The sequence below is a fragment of the Streptomyces sp. NPDC001634 genome (assembly GCF_040298185.1).
In the GTDB taxonomy this organism is placed as follows: Bacteria; Actinomycetota; Actinomycetes; order Streptomycetales; family Streptomycetaceae; genus Streptomyces.
Genome location: NZ_JBEOZU010000123.1, coordinates 1 through 22,214, shown reverse-complemented (window position 1 = coordinate 22,214; position 22,214 = coordinate 1). Strand labels below are relative to the sequence as shown.

The following is a 22,214-nucleotide window of genomic DNA, read 5'->3' as shown; positions in this document are numbered from 1 at the left end:
TTGCGGTTCCCCCGCGCGGGGGAACCGCAACCACGGCGCGTTCACCGACGTCGGGCCTCCGGGATCTGGAACCAGAACCACCTTCTGCACACGCTCCGCGAGTTCGAGACCTCCTACAACGAGCATCGACCGCACCGAACCCTGAAACAAGCCGCTCCGCTCCGCCCACTACCCGAGCCGATCAGCGTGCCAGGACACATCAGCCACCGGGAGGTCCGCCGACGAAACCGACTCGGCGGAACCCTTCACGAGTACCAACATGCTGCTTGACCAGGCCGGATGATTAATCGGCACCCGCGGAGTTCGAGTCGATCTACAACCGGCATCGGCCTCACCGCACCCTGCACAGCGCAGCTCCCCTGCGGCCGGCCACCGGTTGCGTCCAGGGAAGTGATGTACGGGGTCGACCTGATCCGGGGGTTTGCTCCGGCGTTGGGATGAGGCCCGCATGGATGAACGGCCACCGGCTGATCTTCGAGGTGTCGAAGCCCGAAGGAGATCAGCACGATGACCGCACCCGACAGTCTGCCCCTGCACGTCCTCGCTGAGGACAACCTCGCCGCGGCGAGTCCCGATCTGCTGCGCGCGATGGTCAAGACGTTCGCCGACGCGCTCATGTCCGCCGAGGCGGACGCCCTCTGCAACGCCGAATACGGCCAGGTCAGCGACGAGAGAGTCAACCACCGCAACGGATATCGCCCGCGGGAGTGGGGAAACCCGGGCGGGCACCGTCGAACTCGCCATCCCCAAGCTCAGGTCCGGGAGTTACTTCCCGCACTGGCTGCTGGAGCGACGCCGGCGGGCCGAGCAAACCCTCATCTCGGTGGTCGCCACCGCCTACCTGCTCGGGGTCTCCACCTGTCGAGTCGAGAAGCTCGCCGAGAGCCTGGGCGTCACTCAGCTGTCGAAGTCGCAGGTCAGCGCGATGACCAAGCATCTGGACGAGCAGGTTGCCGAGTTTCGTAACCGGCCCCCCTGGACGCCGGTCCCTGCGCGCACGTCTGGGTCGATGCCCTGACTCAGAAGGTCCGCGAGGGCGGCCGCATCATCAACGTCCACGCGCTGATCGCGGTCGGCGTCAACGCGGACGGGCACCGCGAGATCCTGGGCCTGGACGTGGCCACCGCCGAGGACGGCGCAGGCCGGCTCGCGTTCCTGCGCTCACTGATCGCCCGCGGCCTGTCCGGCGTCCAGCTGGTCATCTGATGGTGACGCCGCCGGTAGTGGAGTCGCATGTTGTCGTGATACACCCCTCTGGGCAAGGGCAGTTGGTTGACTGGGACGCATGACATCCTCCGCGTTCGAGACGGCCAAACCCGATCCCGTCACCTATCTCGACCGGCTCGCCACGAGCGATCTTGGCCGCTCCTACAAGCGGCGCATGCTCGACGAACTCGATCTGCGTGCCGGGCACAGGGTGCTTGATCTCGGCTGTGGTCCCGGAACCGACCTTGAGGCGCTCGCCGAGGCAGTCACCCCGGCCGGCGCTGTCATCGGCGTCGACCACGACCAGAACATGGTGGACGCCGCCCGGGCACGCATGACCGGTCGGGACGTGGTGGACGTCCGGCACGCAGATATTCACGACCTGCCGATGCCCGACCATAGCGCCGACCGCGCCCGCACCGATCGGGTCCTGCAGCACGTCGCCGATCCCCTGGCAGCGCTCGGTGAGATCTGCCGGGTCCTGCGGCCGGGCGGGCGGCTGGTCATGGGCGAGCCTGACTGGGAGACCCTGGCCGTCGACCATCCGGACAGCGACCTGACGCGTGCGTACACCCGCCATGTGGCCGAACAAGTGGTCCGCAACGCGGCGATCGGCAGGCAACTTCCGCGCCTGGCGACCGAGAGCGGTTTCACCGTGCCCACGGTCATCCCTGTCACACCGGTCTTCCGGGACGTGCAGGCCGCGGACAAGATCCTCGGCCTGGAACGCACCAGTCGAAGAGCCGTCGAGGCCGACTACTTCACCGACGATGCGGTGGAAGCCTGGTTGAGCCATCTCAGGCAGGGCCCATTTTTCGCCGCGGTGACGTTCTACATCGTCGTTGCCGAGGCGTAGTCGCGCGTCGCAGTCGCCGCGGCCGGCACGGCGGTGTCCATCGTCTCGCCGATCGCGGCGTCAGGTCGCAGCGAGGTGTCGTCGCAGAGGTCGGGCGTCGCGGGCGGCCGGGTGTCATGCCGCGGGGTCCCGTCGGAAGAGCACGAGGACGGCGGCGCAGGTGGCCAGGATGATCGTGGCGATCTGGACCGCGACGCCGGTGCCGAGGTGGGCCGTCCCGGCGGGGTCGAACAGCTGGGTCCAGTTCTGCCAGTAGTGCATGGGCAGGATGGCCTGCACGGCGTGCAGGGTGTGCGAACCGTTGAAGATGCTGGCGGCGATCACGAAGACCACGGCGGTGCCCAGGGCTTCGATGCCGCGCGGCAGGAGGAGTCCCAGCGCGAACGCGATCGCTGCGATGCTCAGCATGCACAGCAGGCAGTAGCCGGTCGCCGACAGGACGCGGGTGGCCGTCTCGGCGCCGGTGAGATTCGGAGCGCCGATGATGTGGAACGGGTGCCAGCCGAAAATGGCAAGCCCGGCGAGCAGGCCGGCCGTCAGCACACACAAAGTGGCGACCGTGGTGAGGACGGCCAGGGCTCCGAGTTTGGCCGTCAGGAGGCGCGTTCGGCTGACAGGGGCGACGTACAGGTAGCGCAGGATTCCCCATTCCCGGTCGGAGGAGGCGATCGCGGCGGCGGGCAGAGCCACCATGATCGGCAGGAGTAGCGGTTCGATGAACGCCATGCTCGCCATGGCGTGGTTGAGCGCGGAGTAGGGGGAAGCGCCGAACAGGCCGGTCTGACGGCCGTTTTGGTGCCCCGCCTTGGAGGCGAACGAAAAGCCGGCCATGACGGGGACGGCGGCGAGGCAGGCGAGGACGACGAGGGTGCGGATCCGCAGCAGTTGGGTGGTCAGTTCAACGCGCAGCATGGTCGTCGGCTCCTTGTTGTGTCATGGTCAGGAAGGCTTCTTCCAGGGATTTGCTCTCCTGCTGCACAGAGGTGACGCCGATGCCCTCCGTGACCAGCGCACGTACGAGGTCGCGGGAGGGCACGCCGGGCGCAGTGACGACGATCTCGTCGTGCTGTGTCGTGGCCGTCGCGACGCCGGGCAGTGTGCGCAGTACGGCAGCCGCCTTGTCGGTGTCGTCCGCCTGGAGGCGGTAGGTTCCGGCAGCGCCCAGTAGTTCGTCCATCGGTCCGGCGGCGATGAGTCGGCCGTGGTTCATGACGACGACGTGGGTGGCCATCTGCTGTACCTCGGCGAGCTGGTGGCTGGAGACGAGTACGGCGGCCCCTCGCCTGGCCAGTTCCCCCAGGTGCTCGCGCAGAGCGCGGACCTCGCCGGGGTCCAGTCCGTTGGCCGGCTCGTCCAGGATCAGCACGTCTGGCTTGCGCATCAGGGCCTGGGCCAGCATCAGCCGCTGTTTCATACCCATCGAATAGCCCTTGACCTTGCGGTCGAGCGCCTCGCCGAGCCCGGCGAGGTCCAGGGAGTCATCCAGTCCGGGGGGCGGCCAAGCCTGCCCTGTCGCCGACCACAGGAGCCGCAGATTGGCCCGGCCGGTGAGGTGCGGCACGAATGCCGGGCCGTCGATGAGAACGCCGACGCCGCGCAGCACGCCCGCGCCCAGGCCGACCGGCTCGCCCAGGATGCTCGCGCCGCCGGTGTCCGGGGACGACAGCCCGACCAGCATCCGCATCGTGGAGGTCTTGCCCGCCCCGTTCGGGCCGAGCAGCGCGCAGATCTGGCCGGCTCCCACGGCGAAGCTGAGCCCGCTGACGGCCTGTCTGCGTCCGTACCGTTTGGACAGCTCACGGGCGCAGACCATCGGTGCTGTTCGTTCGTGCGTCCTGGACGGTTCCATCGTCACGCCTTTCACCGGTGCGTACCCGGTCGTCGCCAGTAGAGGGCGGCCGCTCCGAAGCGGCGGCGGCCCGATGAGGAGGGGTCGCGCGGCAAGCACGCGAGCAGGAGAGCCGCCGTGACCACGGACGTGACCAGACCGGCGCCCAGCGTGAGGGCGGCCATGGCCGGAACGGACGTCAGCGGCCCCGTCCCGAACAACGGCCACAGCGCGTCACGGAACGCCGTCGCCGCGCTGATCGCGACGCATCCGGCTACCACCGACACCTCGGCGATGCGACGGGTCCGGGTGCGCGGCGGCCGGGCGATGAATCCGGCGACCGCGTTGCTGATCACACAGAACGCGAGATCGGAGGTCGCCACGACGATCAGGAACCAGGCGATGAGCAGCGGATCCGTCCAGCGTTCGCCGACGGCCTGTGCAATGGTGACGGCCGCCGCAGCCAGCGTGCTCAGCGTGACGAACACGGTCATCGCGCGACGCCGTGCCCAGGCTGCGGCATCCGGACCGGCGCACCGCCGCAGTACGGGAATCCGCCGGCAGACGAAGACGGCGTCGCCGAGCCAGTCGTACCGCCACCTGCCGGACGGGCCCCACCGGCGGCGCCACCGCACGAGCAGCACCGCTGATACCGCGGTGAGTATCGAGCTGGCGACCAGCCCGCTGATCAGCACTGATGTCCAGGTCCCCGGAACCGGGGCCGACGTCCCTGCGATGACCGCGGCCCACTCGGACACCACCGTGAGCCCGACCAGCGCAGTCATCGCCCCCACGGCACGCACCGTCTGCCGCGCCCGGTCCGCGCCACCTGGCGCCCGCCACGCGAGCAGCCGCAACGCGATCACCAAGGCGAGCATGGGCACCGTGAACTGAGTCAGGGACACCACCACGTCATACGGGTCGTCCTGCCAGGGGCTGGCCGCCCTGACCGTCTTGTCCTGGGTCGCCAGCAGCGTCAACGCCTCGAAAACACCGGCCGTACCGAGACTCGCCAACACCACGGGCGATGCGGCCCGGCCGTTCTCCTCCACGTGTTCCATGGACCGTCATAGTACGCGCCTCGTACTACGTGACAAGTAGTATCACGTCTCGTAGCATGTGGAGCCGGAGGCAAGGAGACCCATGCACAGCAACGACGCCCAGATGCTCGTGCTCACCGTCCTCGCGGACGGCCCGCTGCACGGTTACGCCATCAACACCGCGATCGAAGAGCTCACCGGCCGCAAACTCGGCCCCGGCAGCCTCTACGGAGCGCTGTCCCGGCTGGAGGCACGCAAGCTGATCCGGCCCGCGGACGAGGCGGCCGAGACCCAGGAACGCCACCGCACCATGCAGATCACCGACACGGGCCGCGACCAACTGCGCGCCGAACTCCAGCAGATGGCCCGTATCTCCGCCGCCGGCCTGCGCGCACTCGGGATTACCCCGGCATGAACGCGGCCACACTCCTGACCCGGCTCTACCCCCCGGCCGTCCGCGAGCGATGGGGCGAGGACATCAGGCACGAGGTGTCCGCATCGGGAATCCGCTCCTGGCCCGACACCCTCGTGGGGGCCGCGCGGCTCTGGCTCCACCCCGGCGACTGGCCCGAGACGGGCACTGGCCAGACCCGCCGTGTCCTGACCGTTGCGCTGTTCGCGCTCACCGCGACCACCGGGCTGCTGCTGCGCTCGGCTGAACCCTCCACCACCCTCACGGCCGACATCCGTCACCCCTCCACCAGCCTCTGGCTCGCCCCCCTCCTGCTCGGCATCGCCCTCGCCGCGCCGCTTCCCCCGCTGCGAGGCGAAGCACTCCGCCGCCTGACCGCCGTAGCGGTCCACACCCTGGCAGCCCCTGCCGCCGCGGTCGTGGCCCTGTGCCTGATGGCATGGAGCGGCATGGCCGACCACCTCGCCGGCTTCGCCGACGCCGCCGCGGTCCTCTACTACTGGCTCACGCTCGGATTCGTCGCACTGCGCCTGTGCACCCTCGTCGCCCGCGTCGCCCGGACCGCTCCCTTGCCGTCCACACGCCGGCTGTCCGCAGCCCTGCTGTACATCGGGACGGGACTGGCCCTCGCGGCAAGCCAGAACCTCCTCGCCGCCCTCCGGACCGTCCCTCATCCGGGCTCCCTCGCCGAGACCCTGGCGCTGGGCCTTCTGGCCGCCGCGACCATCAGTGCCGGCCACGATATGCGGCGCAAGAGGGCATAGCCCCAGCAGAAGCGCAAGGTCGGACGTTGTGCGTGCCGGAAACCTCATCCATGCTGGTCGCAGCCCTGCAACCGCCTGCGAAAAGCCCTCCCCCCAACCCAGTCGCGGCATCCAGCCCGACCCGCGGCATGATGATCACTCGCGCTGCTGCGACTTGCCTATCTCACGGTCGCCAACGCCTTCGCTGCGCTGCGCCTGCCGCCGGTGAGCGACCACGACAAGGACGTGGAGATCCTGGCCCTGCGCCACCAGATCGCCGTCCTGCAACAGCAGCTCGGCCGCGGAAAGGTGCAGTTCGCCGCAGAGGACCGGGCCTTCCTCGCAGCGCTACTCACGCCTCTGCCCGTGAGGTGCTGCGCCGCCTACGGCTGCTGGTCCGCTCAGACACCGTGCTCCGCCGGCACCGCGACCTGATGAAACAACGGCACGCGAACCCCTCCCGGCCCAGTAGGCCAGGCCGACCGCCCACTCTCCGATCCATCCGGCAACTCGTCCTGCGCCTGGTGCGCGAGAACCCATCGTGGGGACACCGGCGCGTACACAGCGAACTCGCCACGCTCGGGATCAAGATCGCGGCCTCCACCATCTGGGAGATCCTCAAGCAGGAGGGCATCGATCCGGCGCCGGAACGCGGCAGCACCACCTGGGCCGGCTTCCTGCGCTTCCAGGCCGACGCGCTGCTCGCGATGGACTTCGTCGAGACGATCACCCTGACCGGACAACGCCAGTACATCCTCGCCGCCATCGAGCACACCACCCGCCGCATCCGCGTCCTCGGCACCACCGCACACCCCACCGCGGCCTGGGTCACCCAGACGATCAAGAACCTCGCCATGGACCTGGAAGACGCCGGGGCCAAGCTGAAGTACCTGCTCCGCGACCGCGACGCGAAGTACCCCGCCCTGATCGACGAAGTCCTGGCCGACGCCGATATCCAAACCGTCCTCACCGGCATCCGCGTCCCGCACATGAACTCGATCATGGAACGCTGGGCACTCAGCCTCCGCCACGAACTCCTCGACCGCACCCTGGTCCGGAACGAGCAGCATCTGCGACATGCCCTGCGCGAGTACGAGCAGTTCTACAACAAGCACCGAACCCACCGCTCACTGCAAGAAGCCGCCCCGCTGCGCGCCCTCCCCGAACCGATCACCGAACCCGGGCAAATCACCCACCTCGACATACGCCGACGCGACCGCCTCGGCGGCGTCATCCACGAGTACCAGCATGCCGCCTGAGCTGCACGGACATAGTTTTCGGCACGCACAGGGCCGCTGCGACACTGTGAGGCTGCGACGGTCGGCAATGCCTTATCCCGCATGGAGTCGAAATCCAGAGCGCACCGTCGACTTCGCCTACCCGCCCCCCTCAGCGATGCCGGACACGCTGGTGCAAGTCTCTACTCTTTCGTTACATCAGGATCAAACGCATCTCGCGAGGCAACTATCAAGCCAATGCACGCGATCACCCGCGTAAGATCAGGGCTGAGGAACACCAGAAAGCAATACCCCCCCCTTTTTCGGTCATCAATAGACCCGACCAGAAGATCCTGACTACCGCATTCCGCGAGGCTATCCACCGCCTCCTCGAAACCCAATGATGGGCGATCGAGTTTCTGCAATCTCCGCAACCGTCGGGCGTAGGTGTGATGCAGTCTCGCGGCAGGCATTCTTGTTGGCCAGATTTCGAACGGCGCCCCAGCGGCAAGGGCGCTCTTGGCCTGCGAGTTGACAGTGGATTCGACAGTGAATGCTTTCCTCAGCTCATCTCGCTCCACTTGCACTCCTATCGCGATCGCGGATCGAACCATGGCCCATCGCCTATCCTGATTTCCGACGCGTCGATAGGGCCGATGATTAGGTGCTCCTCCTCAAAGAAGCCGCTTTCGATGTCTGTGTCATGAACCTGAAGGTCCCTACTCGGCCCCACTGACACCTCCAGATCGGAACGAGGGATCCGCGTCACTACTGAGCCCTGCCCCCATTCGTCAACCTCTTCTTGGGCTCTCCACTCAGCGTGACTCCAGGAAGTGAACGGACTGTCCGTCAGGTTACCCCCGACATGCGCCTTCGGACTGGAGGGGCCGCCGATCGGAACAGCTCGACCTTCAAGCGCATCGGCATGCTTCGGATGCCCTTCCCCGACACCTCGATAAAAGTATTCACCCTCGATATCACATCTGTCGCCACCAGTATTGTGAACCAGGACAGGAACGGTCCCCGCCATCACATAGTACGTGTGCATGCCGGGCGGGCGTCACCTGCATTTTCGCTGATCAGCGAATTCCGGCCTGTCCGTGGGTGTGCGCGGAAGTCCCCTGCTGTGCACCCCCGTTGCCGTCGGCGTTGCCGTCAGACGGCTTCGCGCGTGAGGTCGGTGGAGTGGGCTTTGGCCGGTGTCCTGCCCGGGTTGGGGTCGGGCATGGCCAGGGGGCCGTACGCTGGCAATCCGCCCCCGTCCGCACCTGGTGTTCGCTTCCATCGGGCCCGGTGTCGTTCGTATTGCCCATCGTGATCCTTCCCGGCAGAGATCCCATCTCATGCCAACTCGGGTCACACCAGGTCAAACACAAACTTCAGGACAGTCCCCAAATCCGATGGGGCCGCTCGACATCTGGAATCGATTACGGCTTAAGCGCCTTAGAAACCAAGAACTCCAGGAATTCTTGATTCTCAGGCACCACTTCGCCAGTTTCATGATCAAGAAAGGTCACCCGATCCAGGCAGGCACCATTCTCGACCATGAATCCCCAAAGATCTCCAGTACCAACTGGAGAAAATGCCACGAAATCAGCATCCCACCAGCGTTCACTGTTGACGGAATGAAAGTCCTCCACACTTCCTTGGCGCGGACCCAGTGGGAAGATGTCGAGGAATCCGAATCCACCGCCACCTACGGTTGCCATGAAGCGCCTATAGGAGACAGGCAGGACTACTCGAAAGTTAGCCTCAATATCGGCGATTTCCTCCTCAGAGGCCCGCCACCCTTCAAAGCCTTCAAACCAGAATGGGTGAGTCGATCTGACCTGTTCAAGCAAGGTCTCAAACTCCGAGTACTCCACTTCATTCCAGCCCTTCTAGCCGCCGTCAGGGGCCTCCCAGATCCTCCGCCGGCCAGTTATCGAACCATGCCTCCGGACCGTAGGCGCTTCCCCAGCCTTGCTCCATCGAACGATACCACCAGTGGAACTGTGTATCTTGGCGACGCATCGGGCCATCCACACCTTGATTAAAAGGGTTGCGGTGAATGTCTGCATTGAGGTGGAAATCCTGATCCAGCTCATGGATTGGCGCCCCAGGCATCTGGTCAGCATGGTGAATCTGAAGACGATCACCAAGCTGATTCGGGCGAAGTCCACGCGTTCCGCGCCCAATATCGTTCTTCGTCCAAGGCCCACTCACTCGTGTGGCATCATCCGCCGGGCCATACCCGGTTCCTTCTGCACCATCATAATTCCCCAGCTTGGGGCAGACATTGTGCACAAGAATTGGCGTGGCCCCCGCCAGCACATAGTACGTGTGAAGTTGCTGGACGGTGAGGTTCCAGCGGTTTGCCGCGCCTGCTGTGGCATGGGTGGCGGAGACGTAGACATGGCTGCTGGCGGCGGTGTTGAGGGCGTCACCTTGGTGGAGTTTGCCGGCGGGGACCCAGCTGTGGGTGGTGTCGTCCCAGAAGGGGTGGTTGGCGGTGGTGTGAAGAGTGGCGGTGTGGCCGTCCTTGGTGCGGATCGTGACGTCGAGCAGGTCATGGTCGCGGTTGATCCACACGTGCTGGACGGTGCGGGCGCCTCGGTGTTTGCCGGTTGTCGGGTCGCCGGCTTCTACCTTGTCGCCAGGTTTGACGGCAGCGATCGCCTTGGTTTCGCCGTGCGCCAGCAACACGCGGGTCGAGGGGCTGAAGCTGCAGGGGCCTTCTCCGTTGCCGGAGGCTCCCGTGCCGGGTTCGCTGGGAGCTGCGGCGGTTGCTGTGGCTTCCTCCGTGGTCCCGCTGACGACGTTCTTGGCCTCAGCCGCGGCCGCGAGACCGTCTTGGGCATCGCGGGCGTCGGCCATGGCCGTGACGGCTGCCTCGGGGGCATCGCCGCCGTCGCTGGCTGCCACCTCTGCGAGGATTACCGTGGCCTTGCCGGCTTTGTACGTATCAGTGTTGGTGTGCGCGTGCAGGAGGTGCGCCATCGGGTGACGCGGGAATATGTTGGCCGGCGGGCCCGGGATGCCCAACGTACTTGTCACGTCATGTGCCGAGTTCAGCAGTGCCGCTTCGGGCGTGGCCTGCCAAATCTGGTTTAGGGCTTCATCGAGCATTCCGGCCAGGAAGTCGCGGAGGGTACCGGACGTCGGCGGCCCGTATGCCGCCATCTGGTGCGCTTCGCAGACATCGCCGCCGAACTTCGACGCGCTGTTGCAGGCTGGGGCACCGGACGGAGCCGCTGTGGTGTCTCCGCTGGATGTCGTGGTGCCGCCGCCCCCTGTGTCTCCGCTGGAGTTGCCGGTGCCGCTGCTGGGGGGCGTGTACGGCGCTGCGGTGTTCTGCCCGTAGCCGTCGCAGATGTCCTTGGGGCACAGGCCGCTGGGATCGCTGCCGGTGCTGGGGTTGTCGGCGGCGTAGGAGTAGCCGGTCATCTGGTTCGGGTCGCCGGCCTCCATCACGGGGTCGGCGGTCAGGAAGCGCCCCTGGACGGGGTCGTAGTTGCGGGCGCCCAGCAGGTCGAGACCGGTGGTGGCATCCGTGGGCTTGCCTAGGAAGCCATGGTTGTCTGCCCAGGAGGTGGGCTGGGGGCCTCGAGGGCTGCCGTAGGGGTCGAAGTAGCGGCGGGTGACGGCCAGGTTGGAGGCGGCGATGGCAGTTGTCGCCGTGCCCTGAGCGTTGGAGGCCTCGTAGGTCAGAGTGCCGTCGGAGGAGCGCACCTCGGTGACGCCGTCCGGACCGGCGTAGTACCGCAGGCCCGAGACCGTTCCCGCGCTGGTGCTCAGGGTGAGCTGCTCGGCACCGCCGAAGAGGTAGAGAATCTTGCTGGTCGGCGTCGTCTGCAGCAGCAGGCTGCCGCCGGCGTCGTAGAGATAGCTGGTGGTCTGATCCTTGCCGCCCGACGGCGTCGTCACCGAGGTCGTCCGGCCCTCGGCGTCGTAGGCGAACGACTGCGTGGCGCCGGGCAGCACGCTGCCCATCGTCATGTTGGTCCAGCGCTGCGCCGACGTCGCGTTGCACGTCCAGATCTGCAACTGCGTGCCGTTGGTGGTCGAAGACGACGGATCATCCAGGCACTTGCCGGACGCCGGGTTGACCAGCGAGCCGTTCGCACCGGCCTTCCACTGCTGCCCGGCACCGCCGTTGCAGGTGTACAGGTCGATCTTGGTGCCATTGGTCGTCCCACCACCCGACACATCCAGGCACTTGCCCAGGACGCGAACCGTGCCGTCGGTCCCGATCGTCCACTGCTGGGCGCCGGTGCCATTGCACGTCCAGATCTGGATCTTGTTGCCGTCGGTGGTGCCGGACGAGGAGTCGTCGACGCACAGCTTTGTACCGGAGCGGGTCAGACCGGAGACGAGCGGGCCAGCCGTGGTGACCGTACGACCGGTGGTGTCGCCGGCTCCGTTGTAGTGCGGCGTCATCGTCGCCGTGCCGTTCGGCCCGGTGGTGGTGATCTGGGTGGCGGCGTTCGGCAGGGTGGCGGCGGTCGCGCCGTTGCCCGGGTAGGTCGCCGCCCGGGTGACGTCGTTGGCGGTGGTGCCGGAGGTGTCGTGCTGCACCTCCTGGGTGCGGTCGCCCAGCGCGTTGTAGCTGTACGACTGCCAGTATGCGGCCGGGCCACCGATGGTCGACGCCGATGGGGTGGAGGTCGTGCATCCACCGGTGCTGCCGACTCCGGCCGAGGTCAGACCTGCCGTGTCGGTCCACGCGGTCGTCAATCGGTTGAGCCGGTCGTAGGTGAAGCACTGGGTGTCCGTGGTACCGCCGGACTGGCTGTCGGAGATGGCGGTGACGTCCCCGGCCTGGTTGTAACGGTAGTTGGTGACGTCGAGCGCGGAGGTGGAGCCGGTCTGCAGGATCATGCTTGACTGCGTGACGCGGCCGGTGGCGCCGTCGTAGGAGAACGTCGGCTCGATCTGCTCTCCGTACAGCCCCCACCTGGTGTCGGTCACCTGGCCGAGCGGGGTGTAGTCGGTGGTGTCGAGGTAGGTGCTCTTGCCGCCGAATCCGTCGAGCAGGCCCTGCAGGTCATAGCCGTAGCCGACGGTCTCGGAGGGGAGACCGCCGTCCGCGCCGTAGTCGGCCTCGGAGAGCAGCCCCATGACCGGGGTGTAGCTGTATTTGACGGTGTAGGTGTTGGAGTTGCTGCCGGTGCCGTTGCTGGGGAAGCCGGTTGATTGCGGAATGGTGGTGGAGCCGCCGGTGGGCCGGTAGTCGGTGGTGTAGCCGGTGACGGCCTGGGTGTAGGCGTCTCCGCCCGCTCCGCCCACGTAGCGGGTCGAGGAGGTCAGGTATCCCTTGGCCAGGGTGTCGTAGCTGAAGGACGCGAGCTCCTTGCTCGTGTCCGGGGTCGCGGACCAGGCGCTTGAGTACTCGGCTGTCTTACGGTCCAGGGCGTCGTAGGAGTACGAGAGCGTCTGGCCGCGTGCGTCGGTGGTCTGCAGCAGGTTGCCGAGATCGTCGTACTTGTCGAACGTCGTGGTGCCGGTGTCCGGGTCGGTCTGCTTGGTCTCCTGACCGAGCAGGTCGTAGTTGTAGCTCCAGGTGTTGCCCGCGTTGTCGCTCATCGTGGCGACCTGGCCGGCGGGCGTGTACGTGTAGCTGGTGACGATCGCGTCGGATGCCTTGCCGGTCGGAGTGGCCGTGTCGTCGTACGTCCAAGTCGCGGTCGTCTGGCCGAGGGCGTTGGTGAAGCCCGAGGTCGCCGTGCCCCCCGAGGCCGGAGTGGTGTCGGTGCGGTCGACGCCCGGGTACGCGGTGGTCGACTGCCACTGCTGCGCTCCCATGGACCACAGTTGGGTGGCGGTCGCGCGTCCCTGCCCGTCGTAGACGGTGACCTGCTGCGAGGGCACCTGGGTGTCGTCGGCGACCCACAGGGTGGTCGACGGAGAGGTGCTGCTCTCGTAGTAGGACCTGTTGGCCTTCCGCGCCCAGCCGTGGCTGTCGTAGAACGTGTCGGAGATCAGCCGACCGGCCTGGTTGTTGGCTGTGGTGGACTGCACCTGTCGCAGTTGCAGCATGCCGTCGTAGATGGCGATGGCGGTGCTGTAGTTGCCGTCGTCGCGCAGGGTTTTGGTGGTGACCGTGGTGGGTGCTGTCGTGCCGTTGACGGCGTAGCTGAAAGTTCTGCTGGCGCTTTGTGAGGTCGAGCGCCCCGGGAGCCACATCGCGGTCCGGCGGCCGAGTGCGTCGTAGTCGACGGTTGTGACGCGGCCGTTGGGATCCGTGCTGGTCAGCGTCAGGCCGCGAAGCGGGTCCATGGCCGAGGTAGTGGTCCAGCCCCGCGGGTTGGTGGAGACAACCTGGGTCGGCAACTGTCCGGTGGTGGGGTCGAAAGTGGTCTTGGTGGTGTTGCCGACCGCGTCCTGGACCTGGGTGGCGCGCCCGTACTGGTCATAGGCAGTCGACTGGGTCGTGCGGTACGTGGGGGTGCCGCTGCTGTAGCCCGTGATGACCTGGGTGGCCGTCAGGTTCCCGGTGGTGCCCAGGTGGCCGAGTGTTCCGGGGTTCGCGACGGTTCCGTCGCCGTCGTAGAACAGCCGCTTGTCGGAGACAGTGCTGCTCCCGCTCGGTGTGGTGCCGCAGGGGCCGGCGACCGTGAGGATCTCGTCCGGGTAGGCGAGCATCATCGGGTTGCCGCCGGGGGGAGTGGCGTAGCTGGTGGTGGCGCACTTCTCCTGGGAGGCCACGCTGACGTCGCCCTTGGCGTCGACCGTGGTGGGCATCGCAGCGTTGTTGTACGACGTGTCGGTCTCGGTTTGACGCCAAATGCCACTCGCCAGAAGGCCGTACGTCCGCTGCTGGCTGGTCTTGATCATGCGGGCGACGAGCGCGGGCAACGAGGAGCCGCGGCTGTGGGTCGCCGTCGAGGTGAAGGACTGCGGGAGATCGATGTGTTTGGCGTCGACGCTGCCGCCGGTCTGCGTGTAGGTATCGGCCTCCAGCGAGGTCCCGGTCAGCCAGTCGCTGTCGGTGACGCTATCTCCCGCACTGTCCGTCACGGTGACCGAGCGCTTGGATCCGTCCGCGCGGACGTCGCCGTCCATACCCTGCAGGTAGGTGGTGGTCTTCTGGGTGATCGGAGCGGGGGCTGCGCCCGTGGTGACGGTGACGGTGCGGTAGCCGCGGAACTGGTCCCACGTCCGATAGGTGTCGTCGGTCAGTTCGGAATCGTCGCGATGCCAAGCGGGCCCCGAGTAGGTGTAGTTCGACACCTGCATGGGCGAGCCGGTACCGACGGCATCGGAGACGTCGACCGTCTTGACACGTGTCTTGTTGAACCAGTCGGAGACCGGTGTGACACCCCCTGGGATGGTCCAGTAGACGTTGTAGCAGGACATCGTGTCGGCATCGGGCGCCGACGGCATCGTGTTGTTCAGCCGGGAGCAGTCCGGGTCGTCATAGGTGACGACGATGGACTTGCCGGTCTCCGTGGTGATGGAGGATATCCGGGGGTGGAACAGTGGCGGCTGGCTGCCGCCGTCGACACGGTTGTCGATCTCGGTACCGAGGAAGCTGACCTTCGGCAGCGCGATCGGACTGCTGCTTCCACCGCCGGTGGTGTCGTCACCGGTGTGCTGGATGGAACTGAGCCACATCACCGACTGCAGCTCGCCCACGTCGGCCGAGTCCTTGCCGGACTGGCCGGTGACCGGGTCGACCGTTCCGCCTGCGTCGGAGTAGGTCTGGTTGAGCTGGTAGGTGTCGACGTTCGTGAGCGTGCCGCCGACGTTGACCTGCGTGACGATCGAGTCCAGCCGGTAGGTGGACCAGAAGGAAGGAGCGGTGGTCAGGCAGACGTTCGATCCGGTGCCGGTGGTGACGTCTGTGGAGGGGCAGTTCAGGTCGTAGGGGGTGTCAGGCCAGTTGGTGGCCGTCGAGTCGTTGAGGTTCGAGTACGAGCAGTCGGTGAACGTGGACGAGGTCTGGCAGCGCTGGGCCGTATTGAACAGGATGCGCGCGCCGGGCTTGCTCCCGGCGATCTCGTCCGTCAGCTGGTAGCCGTAGTCGATCTCCGTCAGGTAGCCGCCGCGCATGTACTTGGTCAGCGTTCCGGAACCACCGGAGGCGGCCACCTGGCCGCCGCCCCGGTCGTAGTAGTTGGTCTCGGTGGCGTAGGTGTAGCGCTGCACGTTGGCGTGCGGGTCGACGACGAAGTCGAGGTTGAACCGGTAGCCCATGGTGCACTGGGAGTTCTTGCCCTGGCTGGAGTCGTAGCAGGGATCTCCCGAGTTGGGGCTGTAAACCGGTTCACCCCAGGCGCTGTTGGTGGCCGCATCCGCGGTAGTGCCGGGGGCGTGGTTGAACCCGAAGTAGTAGGCGGTGCCGTCGGTCGTAGTGACCTTGAAGTATTCCCCGTTCCACAGGCCGTTGTCCGCGCCGCCGAGTTCCTCGACCTTGGTGCCGTCGTCCCCTTGGAGGTGCCAGGTCTGGGCCGCGGTCGGCGTGGCGGAGTTGCTGGAGTCATCGCGGACCAGGGTGCCGGAGTGGCCATTGAGGGACAGGGTGGCGGCCCAACCGCCCCAGCACAAGTCGCCGGAGCCGCTGATGCCGTCCTGCTTGCACGGCTTGTAGGAGCGCTCGATGAAGCCGGGTGAATACGACCAGCCGTCACCGACCCACGACGACTGGGAGTTACGGGCCGAGGTCTCGCCGTCCTCGGACTGTGAGTCGTAGGAGAGAGCGACGCCGGGCGCTGATCCGCCGAGCGACGGCGGCACGGAGATCGGGTACGAGTAGGTGAACGCGCCGGTCCCGGTCGCGCTCCAGGTACCCGACGGGTTCAGACTGGTCGCCGTGTAGTTGCCCTGCGAGCCGGAGGTCCCGGAGATCGCCTCGACGGCGGCCATCGGCGACATCGAGGGGGAACTGGACGTGGCGTCGGTGTGGATCCCTGCGCCGGCCTTGCTCAAGGACGTTGCGCTGGGCAGGTCCAGGGTGGCCGCGAGTTTCTGAGCTACCGGGTCGTTGGTGGAGGCGAGCGGGGTACGCACCCGGCAGGCAGCCTTCTGCGGTGTCGTCAGGACGCAGCCCGGCACGGACACCAGGTGCAGACGGGATGCCCATCCGCCGCCGTATGCCTTGTCGAGGGCGGAGTAGTCAAGGGTGATCGCCACCCGCCCCGACGACTGAGCGCCATCGCCGCGTGCGAAGCCGACCAACATGCCGTCAACTCCGGCCGCCTGGGCCTGGGCATGGCTGGCCAGCCGCACGCGCACCGCGGTGGGCGCGCTCGGAGCCATGCCGGTCTTCTTCGCCGGCTGCTTGGCCGCACCGACCCACACCGGCAGGTTGCCGGCCCGCACAGGGGCCGTGGGCTCACCACCGGTCTTGCGCTTTGCGGTTGACGTGGTGACAGAGGAGTGTGTCTTCGTCGTCAGCGCGACCGTGCTGCTACCAGCTCGCGGCCACGTCGGGCGGGCCGACCGGTAGGTGCGCAACGGCTTGGCATTCTTGGGCAGTTCGATGATGCGGCTCGTCAGGGGATGTCCGCCGACGCTGGGCGTCTTGTACGTCGGCCCGGCGCTCCACAACTTGCCCTTGTAGTGATACTCCGGCACCCCTTGGGCAACGGCCATCTGCACGACCAGCGCGGAAGCGGCGACGGTTGCCGTCGCCACCGTCACCCCACGCCCCCATATCCGTCTGCGCACGGTTGCGAACCAACGCAGGCCAGAAGCCACCTTGAAGCCCCCTCTTACCGAGCGCCTCAAGGTGACATGGTGAGGAACCTGTGACGGCGCGGTGATGCTAGATCGCAGGAACCTTATTGATCAGTCACCAGTTCGGCAATACCCTGTCCCGGCGGTCCCGCCGGGAACTGTGGCCGCTCATGTCACCCACCTCGCCCACCGGCGGGCAGGCCACGATACGGGGGATGCGTCCAGTCCATCCGCGTACACGTGGACTCGCATCGCTGATGCCTCGTAGGACGCGCCAACCCTGTCCTGATCCGCACACCTCGAAGGGGTTCCCATGGGGGGAAGACCACACCGGCATCGCCGGCGATGGCATACCGCTCCGCACCAGCTGGCCGTCATGGCGGTCCTCGCGGCATTGGTCTTGGGGGGAGCTCCGACCGCCGCCGCGGACAGCAGTGGTCCTACCCCCGGCAACCCGACCCAGAGCGCTCTGCTGCAAGCCCAGTCCACCGGCAAACCCGTCCCGATCGACTCGCTGACCAGCGAGACGTCGACCACCACAGCCAATCCGGACGGATCGCTCACGACGACCGAGTACGTCCAGCCGGTGCGAGTGATGAAGAACGACACCTGGACGCCAGTGGACGCATCACTGGTGAAGAACTCGGACGGTTCCTTCAGCACGGCGGCCACACCCAACGGCGTCACACTCTCAGGCGGCGGCAGCGGCCCTCTCGTCAGCCTCACCGACCCCTCCGACCGCAGCCTCTCACTCTCCCTGCCGTTCACCCTGCCGACCCCGACAGTCAACGGGAACACCGCGCTGTACTCATCGGTCCTGCCTGGCATCGATCTCGAGGCCACCATCAGTGACCAGGGCGGCTTCAGCGACGTGCTGATCGTCCACGACGCCACAGCCGCCGCCAACCCCCAGCTGCGCCGGCTGACCCTGGCAGCCACCACCCAGGGACTCACCCTTGCCGGTTCGGCCGACGGCGGCATGACCGCGAACGCAGCGGACGGCACCACCGCCTACACCGCCAGCGCGCCAATGATGTGGGACTCCGGCACCACAACGGCCAGTCCCCAGACCGCGTCCATGCTCTCCGACGACACGACGCCCACCACCTCGTCCACAGACGGGCCGGCGCCGGGTGCCGATGTCGCGCCGGTGACCATGACGACCACCAGCAACAGCCTCACACTCACCCCCGACTCGTCCATGCTCACCGGCACCAGCACCACCTGGCCGGTGTACATCGACCCAGGCGTCGCCCCGAGCGAGACCACCAACCACTACTTCGAGGCCCAGCAGGGCTGCAACTCCTCCTCAGCCAGCTCCCACGAGTACGACTACCCGCAGCGTTTCGGCGAGGGCGTCGGCTACCAGCGCTACGCCTCATCCAACGGCGACTGCATCGGAGCCGAGCGCACCTTCTACGAGCTGAACACCAGCAACCTCAACAGCAGCATGCACATCATCTCGGCATACCTGAACCTGACCGAGACCTACGCCGAGGCCTACAGCTGCTCCCACACCGCACCCCTCACCCTCAAGTGGACCGGCCGCATCTCCTCCGGCATGTACTGGGCCACCCAGCCGGGCGTGGTCTCCACCATCGGCACCCAGAATCCGTCCAGCGCCTACAACGGCGCCTATGTCAGCCAACCCACCAGCTGCGGCGACCAGAGCGTGAAATTCACGGTGACCCCCCAGATCCAGTCCGTCGCCAGCGGCAACGACTCCACCTGGACCGTGGGCCTGTACGGCAACGAGGACTCCTCCTCCAGCGACATCGACTTCATGCGCTACTCCACCAACCCGTACATCGTCACCACCTACGACATCCCGCCCGACACCCCGACCAACGAGACCACCACACCGGACACGCAGAACCCCTCCGGTGCCAACTGCGGTAGCTCAACACGCGGCTGGATCGGCCAGACCACGCTGAACGGCAACACCAGCGACATCACGCTCAACGCCAAGCTGACCTCCAACGTCAGCGGCGAGAACGTCAAGGCCGACTACACCGTCTGGGACGACGAAACCGCCAACAGCAGTGGAAACCCGACCACGGTCTCGACACCCAGCAGCGGCTACGTCGCCTCCGGCACGACCGTGCGCACCAACATCGGAACAACCGTGCAAGACGGCCACCAGTACGGATGGCAGGTCCGCGCCTACGACGGAACCCTCTATTCCGGGTGGAACAGTCCGTGCGGTTTCAAGGTCGACCTGACCCCGCCGTCCCAGGCCGCGGTGACCGCGCCGAGTTCGGTGTTCCCGCCCTCCGGAAGCGGCCAGACGCCCACCGGGTACGCCGGCCAAACCAGCAGCATCACCGTCACCAGCAGCGACCCCACCCCGACCGGGTGCACCCGCGGCACATGCCTGTCCAGCGACGTCTGGCGCTTCTGCTACTCCCTCGACGTACAGCCGGCGGTCAACTGCCCCGACTATGTCACCGCGACCAACAACTCCAGCGGCACACCCAGCGCATCGATCCCGCTCAACCCGACTACGTGGGGCACCCACACCCTCTACGTCGAAGCCCAGGACCACGCCGGCAACGCCCAGGCACTGCCGGCCACATACACCTTCTACGCCCCCTGGAACCCGGCCACAAAGGTCGTCGCAGGCGACCTCAACGGGGACGGCGTCCCCGATCTCCTCGGCACCACCAAGAGCGGCGGCGACCTCACGCTCCTGCCGGGCAACACGGACCCCGGCAACTCCCCCGCCGTCGCCTCCACCGCATCCCAGAGCCCTGACGGCAAGAGCCGCTGGAACGACTACCTGATCACCCACCGAGGCAGCATCAAACAGGACGGCCTGGACGACCTGTTCGCCTACAACAAGAACAGCCACGACCTGTTCGTCTACAAGAACGACGGCGCCGTCTCCGGAGGCACCGCCGGCCACTTCACCAACACCGCCGACGTCTACGGCCCTCTCGCCAGACCCCAGTGCCTCCTCACGGCGGACAACGCCGCCAACTGCGCCACCTACAACAGGACCGACTGGTCCTCGGTGACCCAGATGATCGCCCCCGGCGACATCTACGGGACCGGCTACCCCGATCTGATCACGATCGAGAACAAACAACTCTGGCTCTACAAGGGCTCAGCGCAGGACAGCAGCTACTTCGGACCCGCCACCGGCGGCACCACCAGCACCACGCCCGTGCTGCTCGGCACCGGCGACTGGTCCCAGTTCACACTCATCGCCCCCGGAACCGTCAGCAACACACCAACCCTCTGGGCCCGCGACAACAACACCGGAACCATCTACACCTTCCCCCTCACGACTGACAGCAACGGCTTGCCCCCGTTGCTGACCGCACCCAGCTCATCCGTCCTGACCTCGGCCCTCACCGCCTCCGACGGCTCCAGCCTGTGCGCGGACGACTACCACTCCGCCACCCAGAACGGCAACAAGATCCAGATCTGGAAGTGCAACAACACCCCCGCCCAGTCCTGGACCCCCGCCGCGGACGGATCGATCCGCGTACTCGGCAAATGCCTGGACGTCACCCGCAGCGGCACCGCCAACGGCACCCTGATCGACCTGTGGACCTGCAACGGCACCGGCGCCCAACAGTGGACACTCGGCTCCAACCACTCACTGGTCAACCCCGAATCAGGCAAGTGCCTGGACGACCCCAACTCCTCCACCACCACAGGGACACAGCTGCAGCTGTACACCTGCAACGGCAGCAGCGCCCAAAGCTGGACCTCCAGCACACCAAGCACCTGGTACAACAACCGCGCCAACACCCTGCCCGTCACCCTCGCGACCAGCGACTACCCAACCATCGCCTCGCCTGGAAACCTCAACGGAACCACCGCCGGCTACCCCGACCTCTACACGACCACACCCGCCGGCGAACTCATCGAATACCCCGGCGCCGCCCCCGACACCAACGGCCTGGCCACCTTCGACTCACCCGTGACAGTCGGTTACTACAACGCCGCGAGCGCCGCCTGGCCCCTGAACGACGGCAGCGGCACCACCGCAACCGATTCCATCGGCACCAACAACGCCACCCTCAACGGCCCTGCCACCTGGACCACAGACTCCAGCCGTGGCACCGTCCTCAGCCTGGACGGCACCACCGGCTACGCCGCTAGCGCCTCCAGCGCCCTCCAGACCGGCACCCACACCGACCCCGTCGACGGCACAACCACCGACAACAACAGCTTCAGCGTCTCAGCCTGGGTCAAGCTCAACAGCCTGACGGGCAACTCCACCTTCGTCTCCCAGTCCGACGGCGCCGGCAACGCCAACGGCTTCCAGCTGTACTACTCCTCCGGCGCCCAGGTATGGGCCTTCGGCCGCCACAACGACGACACCACAAGCACCAGCTTCACCGCCGCCTACGGCTCCAAAGCCACCACCGGCGTATGGACCCACCTCGTCGGGGTGTACGACGGCCCCACCAACACCCTCAACCTCTATGTCAACGGAGTCCTCACCGCGACCAAGACCTTCGGCGGCACCCCCTGGCCTGCCACCGGCCCGGTCCAGATCGGCCGCCGTCTCTACCAGGGCTCCTATGGCGAATACGCCAACGCCGCCATCAGCAACGTCCAGCTCTACAACACAGCACTCCCTGCATCCGAGGTAAGCGCACTCGACTACGACCAGACCCCCTACACCCAACTCAGCTAAGCGCTCACACAATCGGGCCCCCAACTCACGCAGAGCCGGGGGCCCGCTTCGCTATGGGTCTGCAACTGAAGCGCCCCTCATCGCACATGTAAACCAGTCAGCTAGAGGCAGCCTCACAGGCAGCTGGCAGACGTGGCACACCGCCTGGGGGACCATAGAGCAGATGGTCGCCGAAGACTTCAACGGCGACGGCCAGACCGACCTGGTGACCATCTTGGGGCGACGGCACCATCCTGCGGGTGCCGAGAAAACATCCGCCCAGGCCTCGGCCCCGTCGCCGGTCTCCGGCCGTGACTGCCCCTCGCCCCAAAGTCTTCACCTGTCCAGGGCATCGGTGGCACCACGATCTGTCGTGCTGCTGCGGGACATCTACCGGGAGACTCGTCACACTGGCCATTCTGTGCCCTGAAACTCGACACTCCGAGGGTCACAGACCGCCGCGCTCCACGTCCAGGTAACAGCGGATTTCAGCAGGCCGGACCAGTACGCGGCTCAATAGCAAGCTAAGGGCTGTCCCGTAAATGATCTATGGAGTGCTGGTCGACCAGTCCGTTCTTCGTTACCCGGCCAGGGCGAGGTTGTGCAGGTGGGCGATGCC

The 22,214-nt window shown here is 66.7% G+C and carries 9 protein-coding genes and 2 pseudogenes; 6 read left to right on the top strand and 5 right to left on the bottom strand.

What is annotated here, in order from left to right:
* Positions 1-507: 507 nt before the first annotated feature.
* Both ABT186_RS43405 and ABT186_RS43400 read left to right on the top strand, forming a co-directional pair.
* Positions 508-1,200: pseudogene (locus tag ABT186_RS43405) on the top strand (IS256 family transposase); the annotation flags it as partial.
* Positions 1,201-1,285: 85 nt separating this feature from the next.
* Positions 1,286-2,062, top strand: a complete 777-nt coding sequence (locus tag ABT186_RS43400) for a methyltransferase domain-containing protein (protein WP_351929854.1) — start codon at positions 1,286-1,288, stop codon at positions 2,060-2,062.
* A gap of 114 nt (positions 2,063-2,176) precedes the next feature.
* On the opposite strand, the gene ABT186_RS43395 is transcribed toward ABT186_RS43400, so the two are convergent.
* From ABT186_RS43395 to ABT186_RS43385, 3 genes are read right to left on the bottom strand one after another with little or no spacing between them, the layout of a single operon-like run.
* Positions 2,177-2,974: an ABC transporter permease gene (locus ABT186_RS43395; protein ID WP_351221880.1), complete on the bottom strand. Its 798-nt coding sequence runs from the start codon at positions 2,972-2,974 to the stop codon at positions 2,177-2,179.
* Positions 2,961-3,911: an ABC transporter ATP-binding protein gene (locus ABT186_RS43390; RefSeq protein WP_351221879.1), complete on the bottom strand. Its 951-nt coding sequence runs from the start codon at positions 3,909-3,911 to the stop codon at positions 2,961-2,963. The genes ABT186_RS43395 and ABT186_RS43390 overlap by 14 nt, the downstream gene beginning before the upstream one ends.
* Before the next feature lie 11 nt (positions 3,912-3,922).
* Positions 3,923-4,951 carry a hypothetical protein gene (locus ABT186_RS43385; RefSeq protein ID WP_351929852.1) on the bottom strand — a complete coding sequence of 343 codons (1,029 nt, stop codon included), beginning with the start codon at positions 4,949-4,951 and terminating at the stop codon, positions 3,923-3,925.
* 82 nt (positions 4,952-5,033) lie between these two features.
* Here ABT186_RS43385 and ABT186_RS43380 point away from each other — a divergent pair, with 82 nt between their 5' ends.
* The 3 genes and pseudogenes from ABT186_RS43380 (at position 5,034) to ABT186_RS43370 (ending at position 7,344) form a co-directional block, all read left to right on the top strand.
* Positions 5,034-5,345: a helix-turn-helix transcriptional regulator gene (locus ABT186_RS43380; protein ID WP_351929850.1), complete on the top strand. Its 312-nt coding sequence runs from the start codon at positions 5,034-5,036 to the stop codon at positions 5,343-5,345.
* The gene (locus tag ABT186_RS43375; RefSeq protein WP_351929848.1) at positions 5,342-6,106 is read left to right on the top strand and encodes a hypothetical protein; all 765 of its coding nucleotides are present in this window, start codon (positions 5,342-5,344) and stop codon (positions 6,104-6,106) included. The genes ABT186_RS43380 and ABT186_RS43375 overlap by 4 nt, the downstream gene beginning before the upstream one ends.
* 144 nt (positions 6,107-6,250) lie before the next feature.
* Positions 6,251-7,344 (top strand): annotated as a pseudogene (locus ABT186_RS43370) (integrase core domain-containing protein).
* A gap of 1,385 nt (positions 7,345-8,729) precedes the next feature.
* Here ABT186_RS43370 and ABT186_RS43365 read toward each other — a convergent pair.
* Both ABT186_RS43365 and ABT186_RS43360 read right to left on the bottom strand, forming a co-directional pair.
* Positions 8,730-9,167 (bottom strand): SMI1/KNR4 family protein, encoded by a 438-nt coding sequence (locus tag ABT186_RS43365; RefSeq protein WP_351929846.1) that lies wholly within the window; start codon positions 9,165-9,167, stop codon positions 8,730-8,732.
* 25 nt (positions 9,168-9,192) lie between these two features.
* On the bottom strand, positions 9,193-16,920 hold the full coding sequence (locus ABT186_RS43360; protein ID WP_351929844.1) for a ricin-type beta-trefoil lectin domain protein: 7,728 nt from the start codon (positions 16,918-16,920) through the stop codon (positions 9,193-9,195).
* A 418-nt stretch (positions 16,921-17,338) separates the two neighbouring features.
* On the opposite strand from ABT186_RS43360, the gene ABT186_RS43355 reads away from it, so the two are divergent.
* Positions 17,339-21,616, top strand: a complete 4,278-nt coding sequence (locus ABT186_RS43355; protein ID WP_351929842.1) for a LamG-like jellyroll fold domain-containing protein — start codon at positions 17,339-17,341, stop codon at positions 21,614-21,616.
* Positions 21,617-22,214: the final 598 nt, after the last annotated feature.

Excerpts from the sequence above, each read along its gene's own strand:
- ABT186_RS43355 (WP_351929842.1), top strand. The coding sequence starts at position 17,339 with ATGGCGGTCCTCGCGGCATTGGTCTTGGGGGGAGCTCCGACCGCCGCC.
- ABT186_RS43375 (WP_351929848.1), top strand. The coding sequence starts at position 5,342 with ATGAACGCGGCCACACTCCTGACCCGGCTCTACCCCCCGGCCGTCCGC.
- ABT186_RS43395 (WP_351221880.1), bottom strand. The coding sequence starts at position 2,974 with ATGCTGCGCGTTGAACTGACCACCCAACTGCTGCGGATCCGCACCCTC.
- ABT186_RS43380 (WP_351929850.1), top strand. The coding sequence starts at position 5,034 with ATGCACAGCAACGACGCCCAGATGCTCGTGCTCACCGTCCTCGCGGAC.
- ABT186_RS43390 (WP_351221879.1), bottom strand. The coding sequence starts at position 3,911 with ATGGAACCGTCCAGGACGCACGAACGAACAGCACCGATGGTCTGCGCC.
- ABT186_RS43400 (WP_351929854.1), top strand. The coding sequence starts at position 1,286 with ATGACATCCTCCGCGTTCGAGACGGCCAAACCCGATCCCGTCACCTAT.
- ABT186_RS43385 (WP_351929852.1), bottom strand. The coding sequence starts at position 4,951 with ATGGAACACGTGGAGGAGAACGGCCGGGCCGCATCGCCCGTGGTGTTG.